Here is a 20436-nt window from a genome sequence, read left to right on the forward strand (position 1 = left end):
CCTCGCTTCACCTTGACCACTGCGTCACCGTCACTTTTCCCACTTGAACCTCAAACAAATAGGTTCAAAGGCTATAGTCTGAGCCCTGCTGATCTGATGCTTGGGGTGGACCCTATTTTTTGTAGAGGGATAAGTCCTATGTAAAATCAATCACTTACAGATGCTTCTAAAAAGAGGGTCTGGCGGGATGTTTACCTGGTTGTTCTTTTAAATCATGGGGTTACGAAGGAGGTTGTCTAGTTCACTGCCGTGTAGGCAGCTCAGAAATTTGCAAGCTGGTAGGCTGCACTCAAGATGACGTTCACTGCCGTGTAGGCAGCTCAGAAAATGGCGAATCTCCAGGATCTTGGCCAGGTTGCGTTCACTGCCGTGTAGGCAGCTCAGAAATGCGAACGCCCAAGTGGTCGCCGACTCGTTCGGTTCACTGCCGTGTAGGCAGCTCAGAAATGCATTGAGCAATGCGAACCGTTCAAGGTTGGGTTCACTGCCGTGTAGGCAGCTCAGAAATGGTTGTCGCAGATCGCGTCCATTGCTGCACCGTTCACTGCCGTGTAGGCAGCTCAGAAACTGACGAAGTAATAGGCCCTGGTGCAGTGGACGTTCACTGCCGTGTAGGCAGCTCAGAAATCCGGCGTCCTGCCGAACGATCACACCCCCTAGTTCACTGCCGTGTAGGCAGCTCAGAAAAGCTCCACGCCGAACTATCCGGCCTGCGCACCGTTCACTGCCGTGTAGGCAGCTCAGAAAATGCAGAGCGAGGCTCGCCGCCACCGTCGTCATGTTCACTGCCGTGTAGGCAGCTCAGAAACCGTAATTGATGAATTCCAGCGCATGCGCCGGGTTCACTGCCGTGTAGGCAGCTCAGAAAAGGTACGTCGCCGCCGGCACCCCGGCTTCGAAGTTCACTGCCGTGTAGGCAGCTCAGAAAATGGCCACGGCGACGATCTGCTGGTGATGGTGGTTCACTGCCGTGTAGGCAGCTCAGAAAAGGAGCGCGCCAGCCATTTGCATGGTCAGCACGTTCACTGCCGTGTAGGCAGCTCAGAAATGCTCAACGGCCGTAAGAAAGGGCGCCGAGGGGTTCACTGCCGTGTAGGCAGCTCAGAAAGTCAAGTTCACGCCATCGACAACGACATAAACGTTCACTGCCGTGTAGGCAGTTCAGAAATGCACTTGTGGAAGTACAGCGAGCTGGGGCACGTTCACTGCCGTGTAGGCAGCTCAGAAAAACTGCAGGCGCGTCTGCGCATATGCGACCTGGTTCACTGCCGTGTAGGCAGCTCAGAAAACAAGAAGCCCAGTTGACCCGCACCATCATTCGTTCACTGCCGTGTAGGCAGCTCAGAAATCTCAAACCCCGGGAGGCATTCGAAAGCCACGGTTCACTGCCGTACAGGCAGCTAAAAATCTGGCCCACAAGCATTGAGTAGCAACCGGTGACCTCCAAACTTCGCCAGCAGGTTTGCCCGGCAGTTCTATTTGCACTGGAGCGAGGCAACGATCTGATTTTCCAAACTGGCATAGACGAACAACCCGACATTGCTTATAACCGCTACCGCTCAATGGACGATGCAGCAGGCGGCTCTCTCTCATGGAAGACATCAGCTCCGCAGATCTAAAAACGATTCTTCATTCCAAGCGCGCCAATATTTATTACCTGCAGCACTGTCGGGTACTGGTCAATGGTGGTCGGGTCGAGTATGTAACCGATGCCGGCAAGCAGTCGCTGTACTGGAATATCCCAATTGCCAATACCACGACCGTGCTACTGGGGACCGGTACATCAGTCACCCAGGCAGCCATGCGCGAATTGGCCAAGGCTGGCGTTCTGGTGGGGTTTTGCGGGGGCGGTGGCACGCCGTTGTTCAGCGCCAATGAGATCGATATCGAAGTCGCTTGGTTTTCCCCGCAAAGCGAATATCGTCCCACTGAGTATCTGCAACGCTGGGTGCGGTTCTGGTTCGATGAGCAACATCGTCTAGAGGCGGCCAAGGCTTTCCAGAGGTTACGCCTGGACTGCATTCGGCAGCATTGGCGCTCGCAAGGGCCCCTGGCAAAAGCCGGTTTCGACATCGACTCTTCGGCGCTGGAGTCCGCCTTGGCGCAGTCGCTGACGTCATTGAGCGGCGCCCCGGATGTTACTTACCTGCTGACCGAAGAGGCCCGCCTGACCAAGCGCCTGTTCAAGTTGGCCGCAACGGCAACCGCCTATGGCGATTTCGTCCGGGCCAAAGGTGGCAGTGGCGTAGATCCAGCCAATCGATTTCTCGATCACGGTAACTACCTGGCCTACGGTTTGGCTGCGACCGCCACCTGGGTGCTGGGGTTGCCCCATGGGCTGGCGGTGCTGCATGGCAAGACTCGCCGTGGGGGCCTGGTTTTTGATGTGGCTGATTTGGTGAAGGATGCACTGGTGTTGCCTCAGGCTTTTCTGTCGGCCAAGCGAGGTGATGACGAGCAAGCTTTCCGCCAGGCTTGCATTGACAACCTGACTCGCGGTGAAGCCCTGGATTTCATGATCGACAGCCTCAAGGCTATCGCTCAGCAGATGGAGCGGCGGGCTTTATGAACGTCATGCTGATCTGTCAGTGCGATAAAAAAGCCTTGGTGCAAAGCCGACGAATTCTTGATCAGTTTGCCGAGCGACGTGGCGAGCGTACTTGGCAAACACCTATCACGCAGGCTGGCCTGGATACCCTCAGGCGCCTGCTCAAGAAAAGCGCCCGACGCAATACTGCGGTGGCCTGCCACTGGATTCGTGGGCTGGATCACAGCGAGCTGCTGTGGATCGTCGGTGACGCCAAGCGTTTCAATGAACAGGGGGCGGTACCGACTCATACCACTACGCGCAATGTGCTGCGCAAAGACGATGAAAATGATTGGCATTGTGCTGAAGACATCTCGCTGCTGACGCAGATGGCGGCGCTGCTGCATGACTTGGGCAAGGCCAGCATTGCCTTTCAGAAAAAACTGCGCCTGCGCAGTCTGGAAAGGAACCTGTATCGCCATGAGTGGGTGTCACTGCGTTTGTTCCTGGCGTTCGTTGGTTCTGATGATGATCCCAGCTGGTTGCGGCGGCTGGCGGCGCCCACTGACGAGGATGACAGCAGTTGGCTGGCGGCGGGCCGTTATCAGCGCGATGGGCTGGATGCCGCGACGAAACCGCCATTTAAACAGCTTGCGCCCTTGGCGGCTGCCATTGCCTGGCTTGTGGTCAGTCACCACCGTTTGCCCACACTACCTAGCTGGAATGAGAGCAAGAAAGGAGAACAACAATGGCTGGGCAAGAAGTCTGCTCGCTTCAATCCGTCGATGCTGGACAACCTGATCGAGGGCATCACCCACGAGTGGAATGAGTGCAGTCGCCCTGCCTCTATCGAGGACGTCGAGGTTTTTTGGCAGTTCGAGCATGGGCTGCCGGTGACTTGGCCCAAATGGCGCGCGCAGGCTGCGAAGATCGCCAATCGCCTGCTGACACTGCAAGCCAAGCCCGGTCATGGCGACTGGCTGAATAACCCCTATGTCATGCATCTGGCCCGTATGAGCCTGATGCTGAGCGATCACTACTACTCCGGCTTGCCGCCCGAGTCGGGCCAACGGGTAAAGGGAGATGGCCTGCATCCTTTATTTGCCAACACGCATATCGATGGCCAACTCAAACAGCCCCTGGACGAACACCTGCTCGGGGTAGCGCGCATGGCCCGCAGCGTTGTTCACGGTCTGCCCGGTTTCGAGCGTCATTTGCCCCGCTTGGCCCGTCATCCAGGTTTGCGCAAACGCGCCGGTGCCCCTCGCTTCAGTTGGCAGGACAAGGCCGCGGATGCCGCAACAAGCATGCGTGCGGAGGCACAACAGCACGGTGCCTTTATCGTCAACATGGCCTCCACCGGATGCGGCAAGACGCTGGCCAATGCCCGAATCATGTATGCCCTGGCCGACCCGCAGATTGGGATGCGTTGTACCTTCGCCCTGGGCCTGCGCACCCTGACCCTGCAAACCGGTCACAGCTACCGCGAGGATCTGAACCTGGGTGAAGACGACCTGGCCATCAGGGTCGGAGGCTCTGCAAGCCGGGCCTTGTTCGACTACTACCAAGCCGAGGCCGAGGCCTGCGGATCGGCCTCTACCCAAGCCCTGATCGAAGAGGACAGCCATGTGCGTTATGAGGGCGCCATGGAAGCCCACGGCCTGTTGTCCAAGGTGATGAATAATCCCCAGATCACGGCCCTGCTCAACGCGCCGATGCTGGTGTGCACCATCGATCACCTGATGCCCGCTAGCGAAGCACAGAGAGCCGGTAGGCAGATAGCGCCCATGTTGCGCCTGCTCAGCAGTGACCTGGTTCTCGATGAGCTCGATGACTTCGACCTTGCCGACCTGCCTGCGCTCACGCGCCTGGTGTATTGGGCCGGTCTGTTGGGCTCCCGTGTGCTGCTCTCATCGGCGACCCTTCCTCCGGCCCTGCTGGAGGGCATGTTCCAGGCTTATCGTGCCGGGCGTCTGCATTACCGGCGCAATCGAGGAGAGCCCGGTACTTCCGTCAGTGACATCCCTTGCCTGTGGGTCGATGAGTTCGGTTCCCACAAGGGCGCTTGCAGCAGTGCCGAGAGCTTTGTCCAGCACCACCATGTATTCGTTGGGCGCCGTGTTCAGGCGCTTGAGGGAATCGAGCCTCGACGACGCGGCGAACTCGTTCCCCTAAAGATCGATGCGCAGCCTGTGGAGGCCATGCGTCGTGTTTTCGCTCAGCACGTCCAGGCGGCGATGCTGCAAGCGCATGCGCGCCATGCCGAGGCATGTCCGTATAGTGGCAAGAAAATCAGCGTTGGCCTGGTGCGCATGGCGAACATCGAACCCTTGTTCGACGTTGCCCAAGCCCTGTTCGCACTGGGGGCTCCAGTTGGCCAGCGGATTCATTTGTGCGTTTATCACTCGCGTTTTCCGCTGCTGTTGCGTTCGGCCATCGAAGCTCAGTTGGACAGTTGCCTGAACCGTAGGGAGCCGAATGCACTGTACGCCCTTCCGCAGATACGCCAGTTGATCGATCAGTACCCCGAGCAGGATCAGTTGTTTGTGGTGCTGGGGTCGCCAGTTACCGAAGTAGGGCGCGACCATGACTACGACTGGGCAGTGGTCGAGCCGTCATCGATGCGTTCACTGATCCAGCTCGCCGGTCGTGTACAGCGCCACCGTGATCGTCCCTGCCAGAGCGCCAATGTCCTGGTGTTCGATAGCAATCTGCGACATTTCGAGCAGCCAGGCGCCGCGGCCTTTATCCGGCCTGGCTTCGAGAGTGAGAGTGGCCAGCGCGAACACCCTTGGCGCCTGGCCAGCCATCGCCTTGCTCAATTGGTGGATCAGGCCGATTACCAGTGCATCAGTGCCCGCCCTCGAATCCAGCCCAGGGCCACCGAGACTTGGCGCCCAAGGCACAACCTGGTGGATCTGGAGCATGCGCGGATCAGTGCGCAGATGCTGCCCAAGGATCGAAGCGGCTTGGGCAAACCGACACCGCGCGGGGTCAAGCCTGCCTCCTTCGACCTGGATGCGGCCTGCGCGTGGCAGTACCCCCAGGCCGCCCTGACCTGGGCCTTGCCACAGCAGCAACCTTTCCGCGAAAGCTCCGTCAGGGAAATCGAGGTGCTCTGGTTGCCGGACGAGGATGAAGAAAACCTGGTGTTGCACCGCATCCATGAAAAATACGCCCCTGGATCAACCGAGGCCTACGTTCCCGTGACGAATCTGCTGGACGAGATCGATCTGGATAGCCTGTCAGGCCCGCGCATCGCCCCCTGGGGCCAGCACGACCTGATGCAACTGCTGGTTCGACAAACCGAGGTGCAGGGTATTTCGCTGCGGGCCTGTGCCGAGCGGTTTACCACCGCCAAGCTGATCGACAGCACCCAGGGCTGGCATTTTCATCCGGTGCTGGGCTTTGGCAGAAAAAAATAAGCCGGACAGAAGATCTGTCCGGCGTTCAAGCTGCCTATTCGGCAGTGAGTAGCATCGCTAGAGCGACACAGGTACTTTCTGAGCTACTTTTTCAGTAGTTTTTAGCCTTACTAGAGTAACACTGGTACGGTTGATTTAATAAATCTCCTACCTTATTATCCCAATCACCCTAGGGGCGTTGGCGCGCCCCTAGGGTTTACACAGCAGCAATTGCCGGTTGGCCCCGGCCCTATGCACGAGGAGTGTCGCGCGAAGGAGGATAGAGATGTGTCTGACCAACTCATGATCAGAAGAGCTAGGTGAGGGACTCCCCTCATAGTCTTAGCATCTCCGCAGCAGTTTGCTGCGGGGATTCTATAGACTTTGTACTCGCCAAGTCGACATCTATGGAATCCTGATATGCCCGAAGGATCGAACCAATTAACGCGCACCAGAACTTTCCGCGACACCATAGCCTTGTTCATCAATGAGCGGTGGGAAGCCAAATTCAAGACCGCAGCAATTGAAAGTCCTGAGCAAAAAAGCAAATACGAATACAGCACCTGGCTCGCCGACGCCGCCCGCCGAGTAACGCAAATCCAGGCCGTTACCCATGTCCTCAAAGCCACCCACCCCGATGCTCGCGGTAGCAGCCTGCATGCCGCTCCGCAGACGCTGACGCAGCATCAGGAGATCGGTACCCATGTACTGGCTAGCGACTACGTTGATGACATCGTGGGGAATGCCGCGGCGCTGGATGTGTACAAGTTTCTCAAGCTGGAGGTGGAAGGGGCGCGGCTGCTGGACTGGCTGCAGCAGGACGACGTTGATCTGCTGGCCGCCCTGAGCCCGGATCCGACCTTGGCGCAAAACTGGGCCCAGGCCTTCAAGGGGTTGATTCGCTCGAACGAAACGCTGATTTCCCACAGCCTGGCCAAGCAGGTTTTCTGGTGTGTTTCGGGCGAGCCGAGCGACGATGCCGGCTTTGAATTGTTGCAACCGATGTTTCCCAGCAGCCTGGTGCATGCCGTACACGCTGATATCAACGAGCGCCGCTTTGGCGAGGCCAGCAAAGCAGCACGTTTGGCCAGGCGTAATCGTCAACCCCACACAGGAACTTACGGCGATTACCCGCAACTGGTGGTGCGCAAACTCGGGGGGACCAAACCGCAGAACATCAGCCAGCTCAACAGTGAACGTGGGGGCGTGAATTATCTGTTGGCTTCCCTTCCGCCGCTTTGGAAGCAGCACCCCGGCAGCGCTCTGCATCTGGATTCGGCCTTCAGCCGCCTGCGGCGTTTTGAGGACGTGGATGAGTTGATCGAGGCCCTTTGCACACTGCTTCAGGCCGCCCCTCAGTCCACCATGCACACCCGACTTCGGCGTGAGCGTATAGAACGCGCGCTGGGACGTGCCCTGGCGGCCTTTGGCCTGAGCTTTCGCGCCTCTCTACCCGCCGGCTGGAGCCGTGATGGTCAATGCCGGCTGGCGCTGTGTGAGCAGCTTTGGCTCGATCCGCAACGCGCTAAATTGCCGCCGCGTGAGGGGCACTTGGAAGCAGATCAGGCCTTTACTGCAGCCTTTGCCCGACAGGCCTGGGCGGAAGAAGTCGCCCACCGCTTTGGTAACTGGCTGAACGGGATTTTGCTGCAACGCGGCTTGCCAGTAGGTGACACCGAGCAGGCGCATTGGGCCAGGCAGGCCGTTATCGAAGCCGAAGCATTACAGTTCTCGACATTTGATGAACCCGTTGTGGAGGTGCTACATGGCTGAGTGCCCACACTTTGAGCACCTGCTGGTCATCCCTCATCTGTGGGTGCAAAACGCCAACAGCCTTTCCAGCCCCCTGACCCATGGTTTTCCCTCTATCACGGCTTTCCTGGGGTTGATGTGGGCATTGGAGAGGAAAACTCATGCAGCGGGCCTGGACTTGCAATTCAACGCGGTCAGCGTGGTCGCCCATCATCACGAAGAACAAGTGACCCACGGCGACTTCGTCAACACCCTGCGCCTGACCCGCAACCCCCTCAACAGGGATGGCAGCACCGCGGCAATCGTTGAGGAAGGTCGGATCCACCTGCAGATCAGCCTGGTGTTTGCCGTACAAAGCCAAGCGCTCAGTGACCAGGGCGATGGCAGACTCATCGCGCAGCAGGTACGCGAACTAGTAATGCAGATGCGCATCGCGGGAGGCAGTGTGCTCCCTTCGAGCGCCCCGCATCGCAAGCAGCAACCTTATGCGATTCCCATGACCGGTGACGAAGAGGCGCGTGAGCGGCTGTTCTATGAGACCAAGCTGCGCCTGCTGCCTGGGTTTGTGCTGGTAGAGAGGCAAGATCTTCTGCGGCAGCGTCATCAGGACCTGCAAGCCAGCCAGCCCCAGGCCACGCGACTGGATGCCTGGCTGTCGCTGTCACGGATCAACTGGTCCAGCGTTACCCCTGCGAGCGAATGCGAATCCCCACGCCACACTGAATGGACCAACGATCGCAAGGGCCTGGGGTGGATAGTGCCCATCCCTTTGGGCTATGGCGCGCTCACCCCACTTCAGGCAGCCGGCTCGGTTGCTCGCGCACGTGATGCCCAGACCCCGTTCCGTTTCGTGGAAAGCCTCTATGGCGTGGGCCAGTGGATCAGCCCCCACCGCCTGCAATCGGTGCAGCAGTTGCTCTGGTACGCCGACTACCAAAGTGACGAGGGGCTGTACCGCTGCCGTAACGACTACCGTGCGCAATCAATGTCCCACTTCGACTGATAGCCCTTTTGAGCAAAGGAATACGAACATGAGCAATGACGCCCTGAAAACCGCTTCTGTCCTGGCCTTCGAACGTAAGCTTGATCCGTCCGATGCGTTGTTCCACGCCGGGGACTGGCAATCCCGAAATCATTGGGTGCCTGTCGTCGTGCGCGAAAAATCCGTACGCGGGACCATTTCCAACCGTCTCAAAACCAAGGATATGGACCCGGCCAAGCTGGATGCCGCGATTGAAAACCCCAACCTGCAAACCGTGGATGTTGCCACTCTGCCCCACGATACCGACACCCTGCGGGTTACTTTTACTCTGCGCGTACTGGCAGGTACCGGCCAGCCCTCGGCCTGCAACGATTTTGCCTACCGGAAAAAACTGCTGGATACCGTGCAGGGCTATGTACAGGCCAACGGTTTCAACGAGTTGGCGCGCCGCTACGCTCATAACCTGGCCAACGGACGTTTTCTGTGGCGCAACCGAATGGGCGCCGAGCAGGTGCAGGTCGAGGTCGACCATCTGGTCGCTGGCAGCAGCGCTTCGCAATGGACCTTCGACAGTTTGAGTCTGTCATTGCGTCATTTCGACGAGGAGGGTGCTCACGGCGACGCCTTGCAGCAACTTGCGCAGTTGATCGCCAAGGGGTTGGCTGGCGAGCAGCATGTGCTGTTGCGGATCACTGCCTATGCCCGCATAGGCGCCGGGCAGGAAGTTTTTCCCTCCCAGGAGCTGATTCTGGATCGGGGGCGCGGCGACAAGAGCAAAACGCTGTACAGCGTTGAAAATATCGCTGGCATTCACTCGCAGAAAATCGGCAACGCGCTGCGTAGCATCGACACCTGGTATCAGGAGGCAGACGACAACGGGCCGATTGCCGTGGAACCCTATGGTTCGGTGACCACCCAAGGCAAAGCCTATCGCCAACCACGCGGCAGCAAGGATGACTTCTACACCTTGCTGGATGGCTGGGTCTTGAAAGATCAGGTGCCGCCCGTTGAACAGCAACACTTCGTGATTGCCACCTTGATTCGGGGCGGCGTCTTCGGTGAGGCGGGTTGAGCCATGGACCACTACCTCGACCTGAAACTGCTGCCCGACCCTGAATTTCCGCCGACGCAGTTGATGAGTGCGCTACTCAATAAACTTCATCGCGCGCTGCATGACGTGCGGCGAAACGATATCGGCATCAGTTTTCCCGATACTCGGCACTCGATCCGCCATCTCGGCTCGCACTTACGCCTCCATGGGGGCTGCGAAGCCTTGGACCAATTGTTGGCCATCAATTGGCTGACGGGCATGCGCGACCATGTGCAGATCGGCCAGCTATGCCCTGTTCCGGCATCGGTGCAGCATCGCCATGTCTGCCGGGTGCAGGTCGACAGCAATCCCGAACGCCTGCGGCGCCGCCTGATCAAGCGTCACGGGCTTTCTGAGGACGAGGCACGCCGGCGTGTTCCCGATACAGCCGCGAAAAGCTGTGACCTGCCTTTTGCTGTCATGCGCAGTCATACCAATCATCAAGTGTTCCACTTGTTCATCCGCCACGGTCCGCTTCTTGATCAACCACAAGCAGGAACATTCAACGCTTATGGCTTGAGCTCAAGCGCAACGGTGCCTTGGTTTTAACCCTTTTTTCTGGGTGGACTGAGCCCTCTTGTAGAATCAATGACTTACAAGGGGGCTCAGAAAAAGGGTATGTGGAGTCTTTAGACGCCTTTTCTAAGCGCAATCAGAGGGTTATGGAAAAAATGCTCTAGTTCACTGCCGTGTAGGCAGCTAAGAAAACTGATTCCGTGGGTTGTAGTCGATGTTGCCCGTTCACTGCCGTGTAGGCAGCTAAGAAAGAGAAGGTCGAGTTAGACATGATCCTGGCCGAGTTCACTGCCGTGTAGGCAGCTAAGAAAAACGACCACACTGAGCGTGGGCATGAGCAAGAGTTCACTGCCGTGTAGGCAGCTAAGAAATTTCAAGCTCGTCCTGATCGTCCTGAAGTGCTGTTCACTGCCGTGTAGGCAGCTAAGAAATGTACCTGGACTACGGAAACCCGTGGCTCCCAGTTCACTGCCGTGTAGGCAGCTAAGAAATCAGCCCGTTTCTCGAAAGACCTGCGACCGCAGTTCACTGCCGTGTAGGCAGCTAAGAAAATACGCCATCTGCGGTCATAACCACTTTTCCAGTTCACTGCCGTGTAGGCAGCTAAGAAAAGTAATAATCGCCACATGGAATACAAAGACAGGTTCACTGCCGTGTAGGCAGCTAAGAAAAGTCGGTTGCAGCAATGATCTTGCGCAGCACCGTTCACTGCCGTGTAGGCAGCTAAGAAAATTACCGGGTTCCTCCTACAGGCGGCGGTGATGTTCACTGCCGTGTAGGCAGCTAAGAAACGGTGCAGAACTGCCCTTCTGCGACGGGCTTAGTTCACTGCCGTGTAGGCAGCTAAGAAATTCACCGTACATCTCGACCACTGAATCCAGGTGTTCACTGCCGTGTAGGCAGCTAAGAAAAAAGCATGTCGTCTGGCGGAAAGCTCCAGATGGTTCACTGCCGTGTAGGCAGCTAAGAAAAGAGGTGCTGCGGCGTATCGCCAACGATGGATGTTCACTGCCGTGTAGGCAGCTAAGAAATCCAGGGGCAGGCCCAGGCCGGCGGCGGCAGCGTTCACTGCCGTGTAGGCAGCTAAGAAAATCAATTACCCGAAGAGCAGCTGCAGCGCGAGGTTCACTGCCGTGTAGGCAGCTAAGAAAACCTCGGTACTGACCGACCTGGAAGGCAAGACGTTCACTGCCGTGTAGGCAGCTAAGAAAAACTGGTCGCACCATTGGGCGATGCGATACAGGTTCACTGCCGTGTAGGCAGCTAAGAAAAGCACCAGAGCAACGGAGAGCAGGATGCCAATGTTCACTGCCGTGTAGGCAGCTAAGAAACGAACTGGTAGTTGATCCCCAACTTTGCAGTGGTTCACTGCCGTGTAGGCAGCTAAGAAATTAGGTCCGGACCTTGCGACAGCACGTATTGTGTTCACTGCCGTGTAGGCAGCTAAGAAAATGGACTACGAAGTGATTGTTGAAGGGTTTGTGTTCACTGCCGTGTAGGCAGCTAAGAAAATGCAGGCGTCGCGGGTGTCGGCTGCCAGGTCGTTCACTGCCGTGTAGGCAGCTAAGAAAGGAGGGTTTCGAAATTCGGCGTATTGGGAGCCGTTCACTGCCGTGTAGGCAGCTAAGAAAAGCGCGAATCGATCCGCATCTGCCACGACGAAGTTCACTGCCGTGTAGGCAGCTAAGAAAAGTGCGCAACGGATGTCAAAACTTGGCCGGAGGTTCACTGCCGTGTAGGCAGCTAAGAAAATTCAGAAATATATTAGGACCGAACTTCCATAGTTCACTGCCGTGTAGGCAGCTAAGAAAAGGTCGCCGAAGTTCTTGAACCGCATCATCGATGTTCACTGCCGTGTAGGCAGCTAAGAAATACGAGATCAAGGCGCGTATCACGTTCTATGAGTTCACTGCCGTGTAGGCAGCTAAGAAAAGGGTGTGTACCCATACGCGGCTGGAGTCACGGTTCACTGCCGTGTAGGCAGCTAAGAAATCGTTCTGCGCGTCGAAGCCGGTGCGCAGGCCGTTCACTGCCGTGTAGGCAGCTAAGAAATTCCCGGGCGTGCGCCCGGATGGGGTTTACTTGTTCACTGCCGTGTAGGCAGCTAAGAAAATGCGGGACGCCCCGACTACAAACGTCAGCAGGTTCACTGCCGTGTAGGCAGCTAAGAAAGACGACGGCACGAACGACTGGATGGAGCTCACGTTCACTGCCGTGTAGGCAGCTAGGAAAAATCACGCCGCGAACCCTCGCAGTCCTTGAGCGTTCACTGCCGTGTAGGCAGCTAAGAAATGGAAGGAAAGGGCGCAGAGGGTTCAGGAAGAGTTCACTGCCGTGTAGGCAGCTAAGAAACAGAACAACGTGGTGCACATCCCGCGCCCAATGTTCACTGCCGTGTAGGCAGCTAAGAAAACACGCGTGAGTATCATGCTTAATCCAGGTCGCAGCTCGCCACCGCTCTGTCACACCCCCTTCATCCCCACTGCCTAAGGTGTGCTTTTTGACCATTGTCAGGGAGTCACCATGAGCGAGTTCAACCTCGGCCGTCGTCGGATCATGCAAATCGCCGGGGCGGGGCTGTTGCTGCCGAGCCTGGCGCCGGCGGTGATCGCTTCGGTCAAGGATCGGCCGCAGCTCACCGACGGGGTGCAGTCCGGGGATCTGCTGGGGGATAAGGCGATGATCTGGAGCCGCAGCGATCGTCCGGCGCGGATGGTGGTGGAGTGGGACACGCGAAGCATGTTCAGCAACCCCCGGCGCTCTGTTTCGCCCCTGGCCGATGCCCGCACCGACTTCACGGCGCGGGTGGAGTTGACCGGGCTGCCGGCCAATCAGGCGATCTTCTATCGGGTGACCTTCGAGGATGCCCAGTCCGGCGCGGCCAGCGAGCCCTGGTTCGGCCATTTGCGCAGTGCGCCTTCGCAACGCCGGGACATCCGTTTTGTCTGGAGCGGCGACACGGTAGGGCAGGGCTTCGGCATCAACCCGGATATCGGCGGCATGCGCATCTACGAGGCAATGCGCCTGCGCCTGCCGGACTTCTTTATCCACAGCGGCGACACCATCTACGCCGACGGCCCGGTGCCGGCGCAGTTGACCGTGGAAGACGGGCGCATCTGGCGCAACCTCACCACCGAGGCCAAGAGCAAAGTGGCCGAGACCCTCGACGAATACCGGGGCAACTACCGCTACAACCTGATGGACGAAAACCTGCGCCGCTTCAACGCCGAGGTGCCGCAGATCTGGCAGTGGGACGACCATGAGGTGGTCAATAACTGGTCGCCGAGCAAGCAGCTGGACGAACGTTACGTGGTCAAGGACATCCAGACCCTGGTGGGCCGCGCGCGCCAGGCCTGGCTGGAGTATTCGCCCATGCGCCGGCAGAGCGCCGATGGCGGCGGGCGCATCTATCGCAAGCTCAGCTATGGGCCGTTGCTGGATGTGTTCGTGCTGGACATGCGCAGCTATCGCGGCCCCAACGATGACAACCTCGGCGGCGAGAAACCCTTCCTCGGCCGCGAGCAACTGGATTGGCTGAAGCGTGAGCTCAAGGACTCCTCGGCTCAGTGGAAAGTGGTGGCGGCGGACATGCCCATTGGCCTGGGCGTGCCCGATGGCGAAGTCAGCCCCGGGGTGGCGCGCTGGGAGGCGATCGCCAACGGCGACCCGGGCCCGGCCCAGGGCCGCGAGCTGGAGATTGCCGAGCTGCTGGCGTATTTGCGCAAGCATCAGGTGCGCAACCATGTGTGGCTGACGGCGGACGTGCACTACTGCGCGGCCCACCACTACCACCCGGATCGGGCGGCGTTCCAGGATTTCGAGCCGTTCTGGGAGTTTGTCGCCGGCCCCCTGAACGCCGGGAGTTTTGGGCCCAATGTGCTGGACAAGACCTTCGGCCCGGAAGTGGTGTTCCAGAAGGCGCCGCCAGCGCAGAACACTTCACCCTTTGCCGGCTTCCAGTTCTTTGGCGAAGTGCAGATCGATGGGCAAACGGCAGAGCTGAAGGTAATCCTGCGGGACCTGGATGGCGTGGCGGTGTACGAGCACAACCTGCAACCGGCGTAACCGTCCCCGCCAACGTCCCGTCCCGTAGGAGCCGGCTTGCCGGCGAAGAGGCCCTTGAGCCTTGCGCCGTTCTGACGGGCGCCTTCGCTGGCAAGCCAGCTCCTACGGAAGGTGCAGCACGATTGATGTAGGAGCCGGCTTGCCGGCGAAGAGGGCCTTGAGCCTTGCGCTGTTCAGGCGGGCGCCTTCGCTGGCAAGCCAGCTCCTACGGAGGGTGCGGCACGATTGATGTAGGAGCCGGCTTGCCGGTGAAGCGTCTGACGCCTCAGTAAACGTCGCGGCGGTAGCGACCCTGCTCAATCAGGCGTTCGACGTGTTCTGCTCCCAGCAGTTCGTTGAGTACCTGGTCCACTCCCGACGCCATGCCCTGCAAGCTGCCGCAGATGTAGATCGCGGCGCCATCGTCCAGCCATTTTTTCAGCTCGTCCGCCGCCTGGCGCAGGCGGTCCTGGACGTAGATCTTCTCGGCCTGGTCCCGGGAGAACGCCAGGTCCAGGCGGCTCAGGTCGCCCCGGGTGCGCCATTCCTGCAGTTCATCCTTGAAGTAGAAATCATGCTCGGCATTGCGCTCGCCAAAGATCAGCCAGTTGCGTTGCTGGCCCTCGGCGATCCGCGCCTTGAGCAGGCTGCGCAAGCCCGCCAGCCCGGTGCCGTTGCCCAGCAGAATCAGTGGGCAAGGTTCGGCCGGCAGGTGGAAGCCGCTGTTGCGCCGCACCCGCAGGCTGATGCTCGAACCCACCGCAGCATGCTCAGTGAGCCAGCCGGAACCGATCCCCAGGCTGCCGTCGGCGTGGCGTTCCTGGCGTACCAGCAGCTCCAGGCAACCGTCGGCGGCAATCGAGGCGATGGAGTATTCGCGCATGCTCAGGGGCACCAGGGCATCCACCAGGGCCTGGGCGTGCAGGCCCACCAGGTGGGTGCGGTTTTCTGGTAGCTGGCGGCTGCCCAAGGCTTGTTCCAGGCTCTCTTCCAGGCCGTCGAGCTGGACCCTGGCCTCGCCGGAAAGCCCCAGGCCGTCGAGGAAGTATTCGACCAGCCACGGGCTGTTGCGCGGCATGACTTCCACCAGGTCGCCAGCCAGCCAGCTGCTGGCGCTGGGGGCCAGCAGTTGCAGCAGGTAGACCCCGGAGCCGCTGCTGTCGGGGTTGAGCAGGGTGCGGCTCTTCAGGGTCCAGTTGTCGAAGGCCGGGGCCTGCCACAGGTCTACCGGGGCATGGCCGGTGAGCTGGCCCAGTTGCTGCTGCCAGTGGCGCAGGGCGTAGCTGTCGCCGCTGTCCACCTCGATGGGGGCGAACAGGGTGCTGCCGCCCTGGTTCGACAGCCAGTCGTGCAGGCGTCGGGCAAAGCCGCAGAAGTGCTGGTACTGGCGGTCGCCCAGGCCGAGCACGGCGTATTGCAGGCCTTGCAGCGACAGCTCGCGGCCCAGCAGCTTGCGCTCGAAGCCGCGGGCGCTGTCCGGTGCTTCGCCGTCGCCAAAGGTGCTGACCACGAACAGCGCGCGCTGAGCGTCACGCAGGTCCTGTTCGCTGAGATTGCTCAGCGGCTGGACCTTGGTCGCCACCCCGGCAGCCTGCAATTGCCCGGCGGTCTGCCAGGCCAGCTGCTCGGCAAAGCCGCTCTGGCTGGCGAAGCCGATCAGCCACGCCGAGCCGTCGGGGGCGGTACTTTCCAGGCCCTGGCGGGCCTGCTTGATCTGGCGCTTCTTGCGTCGGCGATCCAGGTACAGCAGCCAGCCGGTGACGAAGAACAGCGGCATGGTCAAGGAGGCCAGGGTCAGCAGGATGCGCCCCACCAGGCCGAAGTAGCTGCCCACGTGCAGTGCGTAGACGCTAGTGAGCAACTGCGACTTGAGGCTCTTGTCGGCGTAGCGGTCATGACGGCTGATCACCCCGGTGGCCGGGTCCAGGGTCAGTTGGTTCAGCGCCCGTTCGTGGGGGGAGCTCTTGAGCAGGTAGAACACGGTCGCCGGCTGCCCGGCCACGGCAGGCATACGGATGTTGTAGGCATTGAGGTCCTTGCCGGCGGCGCTGTAGATGCTGCTCCACATGGCGTTGTAGTCCGCCACCGGGGCCGGGCCCTTGGGCGGTGGGCCACCGCGGCCGCCACGCTGGCGTTCGCTGTGTGGCGCATCGGAGAGCAGCTTGGTCAGGCCCTCCCGGTACCAATCGTAGGACCAGTACAGGCCGGTGAGGGCGAACAGCAGGTAGAACAGCAGGCACCAGGTGCCGAACACGGCGTGCAGGTCCCAGTTGAAGCCGCGGCCTTTCTTGGCCCAGTCCAGGGTCAGCCACACCCGCCAGTTGCCGACCTGGCGCGGCCAGCGCAGGTACAGCCCGGACAGGCAGAAGAAGATCAGGATCAGGGTGCAGGCGCCGGTGATCTGCCGGCCGGTGTCGCCGATGGCCAGGAAGCGGTGCAATTGCAGCATGAAGCCGAAGAAGTCCTGGCCGACGGCGTCGCCCATGAACTCGCCGGTATAGGGGTCGAAGTAGCGCATCTGGCCACGGCGTTCCCCCGGCGGCGGGGTGAAGAACACCCGCGCGGCGTTGCCGCTGTCGGTCTCGACCCAGAGCATGGACACCGTCTTGCCTTCGGCGGCCTGGATTTTTTCCACCAGTTCGGCGGGCGGCAGCACCCCGGCGGGGAGCTTGTCGACTTGCAGCACCGATGGATTGAGGGCGCGCAGGATTTCGTCCTGGAACGACACGGTCGCCCCGGTGATGCCCATCAGGGCCAGGATCAGCCCCGCGCTGATGCCGAAGAACCAGTGCAGCTGGAACAGGGTTTTCTTCAACACGTCACTCGCCTTGTTCGTCCAGAGAGAGGAAACACGGCGCGCATTATGCCGTGTGTTGTCGAGAAGCATTCGTTTTTACATGCAAAAGCCCCAGGCATTGAAATGCGTGGGGCTTGGGCGCCTGTGGCCGTGGCCACAGGACAGTGCTGCATTGGATTAGAAGTGGAAGTTGGCACTCATCAGCGCGGTACGGCCGGCGGCAACGTGGGCGTAGTGGGTCTGGAAGACTTGATCGAAGTAACGCTTGTCGGTCAGGTTCTGCACGTTGAGTTGCAGGTCGACGTTCTTGGTCAGCTTGTAGCTGGCCATGGCGTCGTAGCGCCAGTAGGACGGGATCTCCACCGAGTTGGCGATGTTGCCGAACTGCGAATCGACGAAGGTAGCGCCGGCGCCGACAGTGAGGCGTTCCGGGATCAGGTCATAGGTCGACCACAGGGTGAAGTTGTTCCGTGGCGTGCTCGGGGTGTGGTTGCCCTCGTCCACTGCCAGGGTGGTTTTCACCACTTCGCTTTCCATGTAGGTGTAGCCGCCGTAGACCTTCCAGTTGCGGGTCAGCTTGCCGCTGTAGGTCAGTTCCAGGCCGTTGACCCGTTGTTCACCGTCCAGCACCTGGGTGGCGCCGCCATCCGGATCGTTGATCCGCGCATTGGTTTTCTCAGTGCGGAACAGGGCGGCGGTCAACGACAGATCGTCATCGAAGAAGTCCCACTTGGTGCCCACTTCATAGTTGCGGTTCTTTTCCGGGTCCAGGCTGCTGTTGTTCGCCGCCAGGTCCAGGCCACCGTTGCCGCTGGTTTCACCCGCCGGGTTGCTAGAGGTGGAGTAGGCCGCGTAGACGCTGCCGTTGGGCAGCGGTTTGTAGACCACGCCGATCTGGTAGTTCCACAGCTGCGAGTTGTTTTCGCGGGCGAACTCGCCCACTGGGGCACGGGTAGCGTAGCCACTGGAGCGGGTCTGGTAATCGTCGAAACGCAGGCCCAGGTTCAACGACCATTGCTCATTGAACTTCAGGGTGTCGAACACGTAGGCCGCAGCGGTCTTGGTGTCGGTGTCGGTGTAGGCCGCGCTGTCCTTGATGGTGCCGTTCCAACCAGCGCCCGGTGTCGGGTTGTTAAGGCTGGTGCAGTCGCCATTGGCGATCAGGGCCGCGTTACAGGTACTGCCGTTGACCGCCGAGGTCACGTCGTAGGCACGGTTGTGGGTATCCACGTAGGAGAACTCGATACCGGTCACCAGGCTGTGCTCGATGAAACCGGTGTCGAACTTGGCGCTCAGGTCGGTCTGGTTGGTCCAGCCCTTGGAGGTCGAGTTGCGGCTTTTCGGGCTGCGATAGACGGTGCCGTTGGCCACGTTGCCACGGCTGTCATCCGGGTTGGTGACGACGTAGTCCAGGGTCGAGCGCGACAGGCGGAAGCTGTTGGACAGGGTCAGGCTGTCGTTCAGGTCGTGTTCGATCTTGATCGTGCCGCTGTCTTCGCTGGTCTTGCGGTAGTCGCGGCCGGTGAGGCCGTAGAAGTTGTCACGATTGACGCTGACCGGTTTGTCGACGTTGTACTTGCTGCGGCGAGTGCCGCTGTTGGTCAACGGGATACCGTAATCCGGGATGTCATCGGTGTTGAGGTGGTAGTAGCCCACGGTGACCCGGGTATCGGTACCCAGGCCGAACGCGAAGGAAGGCGCCACGCCCCAGCGGCTGACTTCCACGGCGTCGCGACCGGCCACGTTGGCCTCGTGCTTCATCAGGTTCAGGCGAAAGGCCGAACTGTCGGTCATCTGCTGGTTGAGGTCCAGGGTGGTGCGTTTGGTCTGGTCCGAGCCCCAGGTGAAACCACCGTTGTAGGAATTACCCAGCTTGGCGGTCTTGGAGATCAGGTTCAGGCTGCCGCCGGTGGAACCGGCACCGGTAAAGGCCGAGCCAGGGCCCTTGCTGACTTCGATGGATTCGACGTTGAAGATCTCCCGGCTTTGCGAGGCAGGATCACGCATGCCGTCGATGAACACGTCGCTTTCGGCGTTGAAGCCGCGAATGATCGGGCGGTCGCCGGCTGGGTTGCCGCCTTCACCGGCACCGAAGGTAATCCCGGGTGTGGTACGCAGGGCATCCACCAGGCTGGTGGCCGCAGTGTCCCGCATCACTTGCTGGGGAATCACCGTCACGCTTTTCGGCGTTTCCCGCAATGGTGCTGTGTATTTTTTCGAGGAGGAGGTGTCGACCTTGTAAGACGTCTGTTCCTGGGCCTCACCGGTAATGCTGGTGGCTTCCAGGGCAATGGCTTTGCCCGAAGTCTTCTGGTTGGTGTCTTCAGCCGCCTGGACCATATGGCCCGCGGAACCGGCGGTGATCGCCACGCCAATTGCAGACGCCAGCAGGCGTGGTGAACTGACAGCGGATGGTGGTTGTTGGCGTGACATGGTGATTCCCCTCCCCAAGGATTTGAGGCGGCGGAATATAGGGGAAAGAAACATTTGTTATCAATTGCGAAATATTGCTATTCGCACTTAATTTACATTCTTTACAATTTGCCTTTACGGTTTTTACGTTCTCATGCGTCCCGGGGTTTTACACAGTCAATAAGAATCAATATCATTGACGGCCTTTCGCTCTGCAGGTACCTGGCCATGTTGCTGCACATCCCTGACGTGTTCACCCGTGACGAGGTCGGGCGCATCCGTGAAGCCCTGGAACAGGCGGACTGGGCGGACGGCAAGATCACCGCCGGTTACCAGTCGGCCAAGGCCAAGCACAACCTGCAACTGCCGGAAGGCCACCCGCTGGCCCAGGAGATCGGCGCGGCGATGCTCGATCGCCTGTGGCAGAACCCGCTGTTCATGTCCGCCGCCTTGCCGCACAAGGTGTTTCCGCCGCTGATCAACTGCTACACCGCCGGCGGCAGTTTCGATTTTCATATCGACAACGCGGTGCGCCAGCCCAAGGGCAGCCCGGAGCGGGTGCGTACGGACCTGTCGTCGACCCTGTTCTTCAGCGACCCCGAGGATTACGAAGGCGGCGAGCTGGAGATCCAGGACACCTTCGGCCTGCAGCGGGTCAAGCTGCCGGCGGGGGACATGGTGCTGTATCCAGGCACCAGCCTGCACAAGGTCAACCCGGTGACCCGGGGTGCTCGCTACGCCTCATTCTTCTGGACCCAGAGCCTGGTGCGCGAAGATAGCCAGCGCGCCTTGCTGTTCGAGATGGACGGCGCGATCCAGGAGCTGACCCGGGACGTGCCCGACCATCCTTCGCTGGTCCGCCTGACCGGCACCTACCACAACCTTCTGCGTCGCTGGGTCGAGGTGTAAGCC

General features: G+C 59.9%; 10 protein-coding genes and 2 CRISPR repeat arrays. Of the genes, 8 read left to right on the top strand and 2 right to left on the bottom strand.

The genetic code is table 11. The features are described from left to right. Positions 1 to 239 precede the first annotated feature (239 nt). Positions 240 to 1408: a CRISPR direct-repeat array (repeat unit 28 nt; unit sequence GTTCACTGCCGTGTAGGCAGCTCAGAAA). 183 nt (positions 1409 to 1591) lie between these two features. The 7 genes from cas1f to AC1RMG_RS07370 all read left to right on the top strand — a co-directional run bounded on the left by cas1f (position 1592) and on the right by AC1RMG_RS07370 (position 14336). Further along, on the top strand, positions 1592 to 2569 hold the full coding sequence (gene cas1f / locus AC1RMG_RS07340; RefSeq protein ID WP_493168847.1) for a type I-F CRISPR-associated endonuclease Cas1f: 978 nt from the start codon (positions 1592 to 1594) through the stop codon (positions 2567 to 2569). Then, complete coding sequence (gene cas3f, locus AC1RMG_RS07345; RefSeq protein WP_493168849.1) at positions 2566 to 5952, top strand: type I-F CRISPR-associated helicase Cas3f; 3387 nt, start codon at positions 2566 to 2568, stop codon at positions 5950 to 5952. Before cas1f ends, cas3f begins: the two co-directional genes overlap by 4 nt. 399 nt (positions 5953 to 6351) lie before the next feature. After that, positions 6352 to 7704 carry a type I-F CRISPR-associated protein Csy1 gene (gene csy1, locus AC1RMG_RS07350; protein ID WP_493168851.1) on the top strand — a complete coding sequence of 451 codons (1353 nt, stop codon included), beginning with the start codon at positions 6352 to 6354 and terminating at the stop codon, positions 7702 to 7704. Beyond that, positions 7697 to 8686, top strand: coding sequence for a type I-F CRISPR-associated protein Csy2 (gene csy2 / locus AC1RMG_RS07355; RefSeq protein WP_493168852.1), 990 nt, complete (start codon positions 7697 to 7699; stop codon positions 8684 to 8686). Before csy1 ends, csy2 begins: the two co-directional genes overlap by 8 nt. Before the next feature lie 28 nt (positions 8687 to 8714). Continuing rightward, the gene (gene csy3, locus AC1RMG_RS07360) at positions 8715 to 9737 is read left to right on the top strand and encodes a type I-F CRISPR-associated protein Csy3 (protein WP_493168853.1); all 1023 of its coding nucleotides are present in this window, start codon (positions 8715 to 8717) and stop codon (positions 9735 to 9737) included. Between the two features lie 3 nt (positions 9738 to 9740). Then, complete coding sequence (gene cas6f / locus AC1RMG_RS07365; RefSeq protein WP_493168855.1) at positions 9741 to 10304, top strand: type I-F CRISPR-associated endoribonuclease Cas6/Csy4; 564 nt, start codon at positions 9741 to 9743, stop codon at positions 10302 to 10304. Between the two features lie 130 nt (positions 10305 to 10434). Further along, a CRISPR array of direct repeats spans positions 10435 to 12683; the repeat unit is 28 nt; unit sequence GTTCACTGCCGTGTAGGCAGCTAAGAAA. A 111-nt stretch (positions 12684 to 12794) separates the two neighbouring features. Further along, a complete protein-coding gene (locus tag AC1RMG_RS07370) occupies positions 12795 to 14336 on the top strand; it encodes an alkaline phosphatase D family protein (RefSeq protein ID WP_493168856.1) in 1542 nt (513 codons plus the stop codon). Between the two features lie 265 nt (positions 14337 to 14601). Here AC1RMG_RS07370 and AC1RMG_RS07375 read toward each other — a convergent pair whose 3' ends face one another. Together AC1RMG_RS07375 and AC1RMG_RS07380 are read right to left on the bottom strand one after the other, a co-directional pair. Beyond that, positions 14602 to 17133 (bottom strand): PepSY domain-containing protein, encoded by a 2532-nt coding sequence (locus AC1RMG_RS07375; RefSeq protein WP_493168858.1) that lies wholly within the window; start codon positions 17131 to 17133, stop codon positions 14602 to 14604. 156 nt (positions 17134 to 17289) lie between these two features. Next, positions 17290 to 19545, bottom strand: a complete 2256-nt coding sequence (locus AC1RMG_RS07380; protein ID WP_370058646.1) for a TonB-dependent receptor — start codon at positions 19543 to 19545, stop codon at positions 17290 to 17292. A gap of 207 nt (positions 19546 to 19752) precedes the next feature. Here AC1RMG_RS07380 and AC1RMG_RS07385 point away from each other — a divergent pair, with 207 nt between their 5' ends. Then, the gene (locus AC1RMG_RS07385) at positions 19753 to 20433 is read left to right on the top strand and encodes a Fe2+-dependent dioxygenase (protein WP_493168865.1); all 681 of its coding nucleotides are present in this window, start codon (positions 19753 to 19755) and stop codon (positions 20431 to 20433) included. Positions 20434 to 20436 lie beyond the last annotated feature (3 nt).

The sequence above is a fragment of the Pseudomonas sp. GW822-FHT04H02 genome (genome assembly GCF_058800645.1).

Coding starts and splice junctions, on each gene's coding strand:
- csy3 (WP_493168853.1), top strand. CDS start 8,715: ATGAGCAATGACGCCCTGAAAACCGCTTCTGTCCTGGCCTTCGAACGT.
- AC1RMG_RS07380 (WP_370058646.1), bottom strand. CDS start 19,545: ATGTCACGCCAACAACCACCATCCGCTGTCAGTTCACCACGCCTGCTG.
- cas3f (WP_493168849.1), top strand. CDS start 2,566: ATGAACGTCATGCTGATCTGTCAGTGCGATAAAAAAGCCTTGGTGCAA.
- cas1f (WP_493168847.1), top strand. CDS start 1,592: ATGGAAGACATCAGCTCCGCAGATCTAAAAACGATTCTTCATTCCAAG.
- csy2 (WP_493168852.1), top strand. CDS start 7,697: ATGGCTGAGTGCCCACACTTTGAGCACCTGCTGGTCATCCCTCATCTG.
- cas6f (WP_493168855.1), top strand. CDS start 9,741: ATGGACCACTACCTCGACCTGAAACTGCTGCCCGACCCTGAATTTCCG.
- csy1 (WP_493168851.1), top strand. CDS start 6,352: ATGCCCGAAGGATCGAACCAATTAACGCGCACCAGAACTTTCCGCGAC.
- AC1RMG_RS07370 (WP_493168856.1), top strand. CDS start 12,795: ATGAGCGAGTTCAACCTCGGCCGTCGTCGGATCATGCAAATCGCCGGG.
- AC1RMG_RS07385 (WP_493168865.1), top strand. CDS start 19,753: ATGTTGCTGCACATCCCTGACGTGTTCACCCGTGACGAGGTCGGGCGC.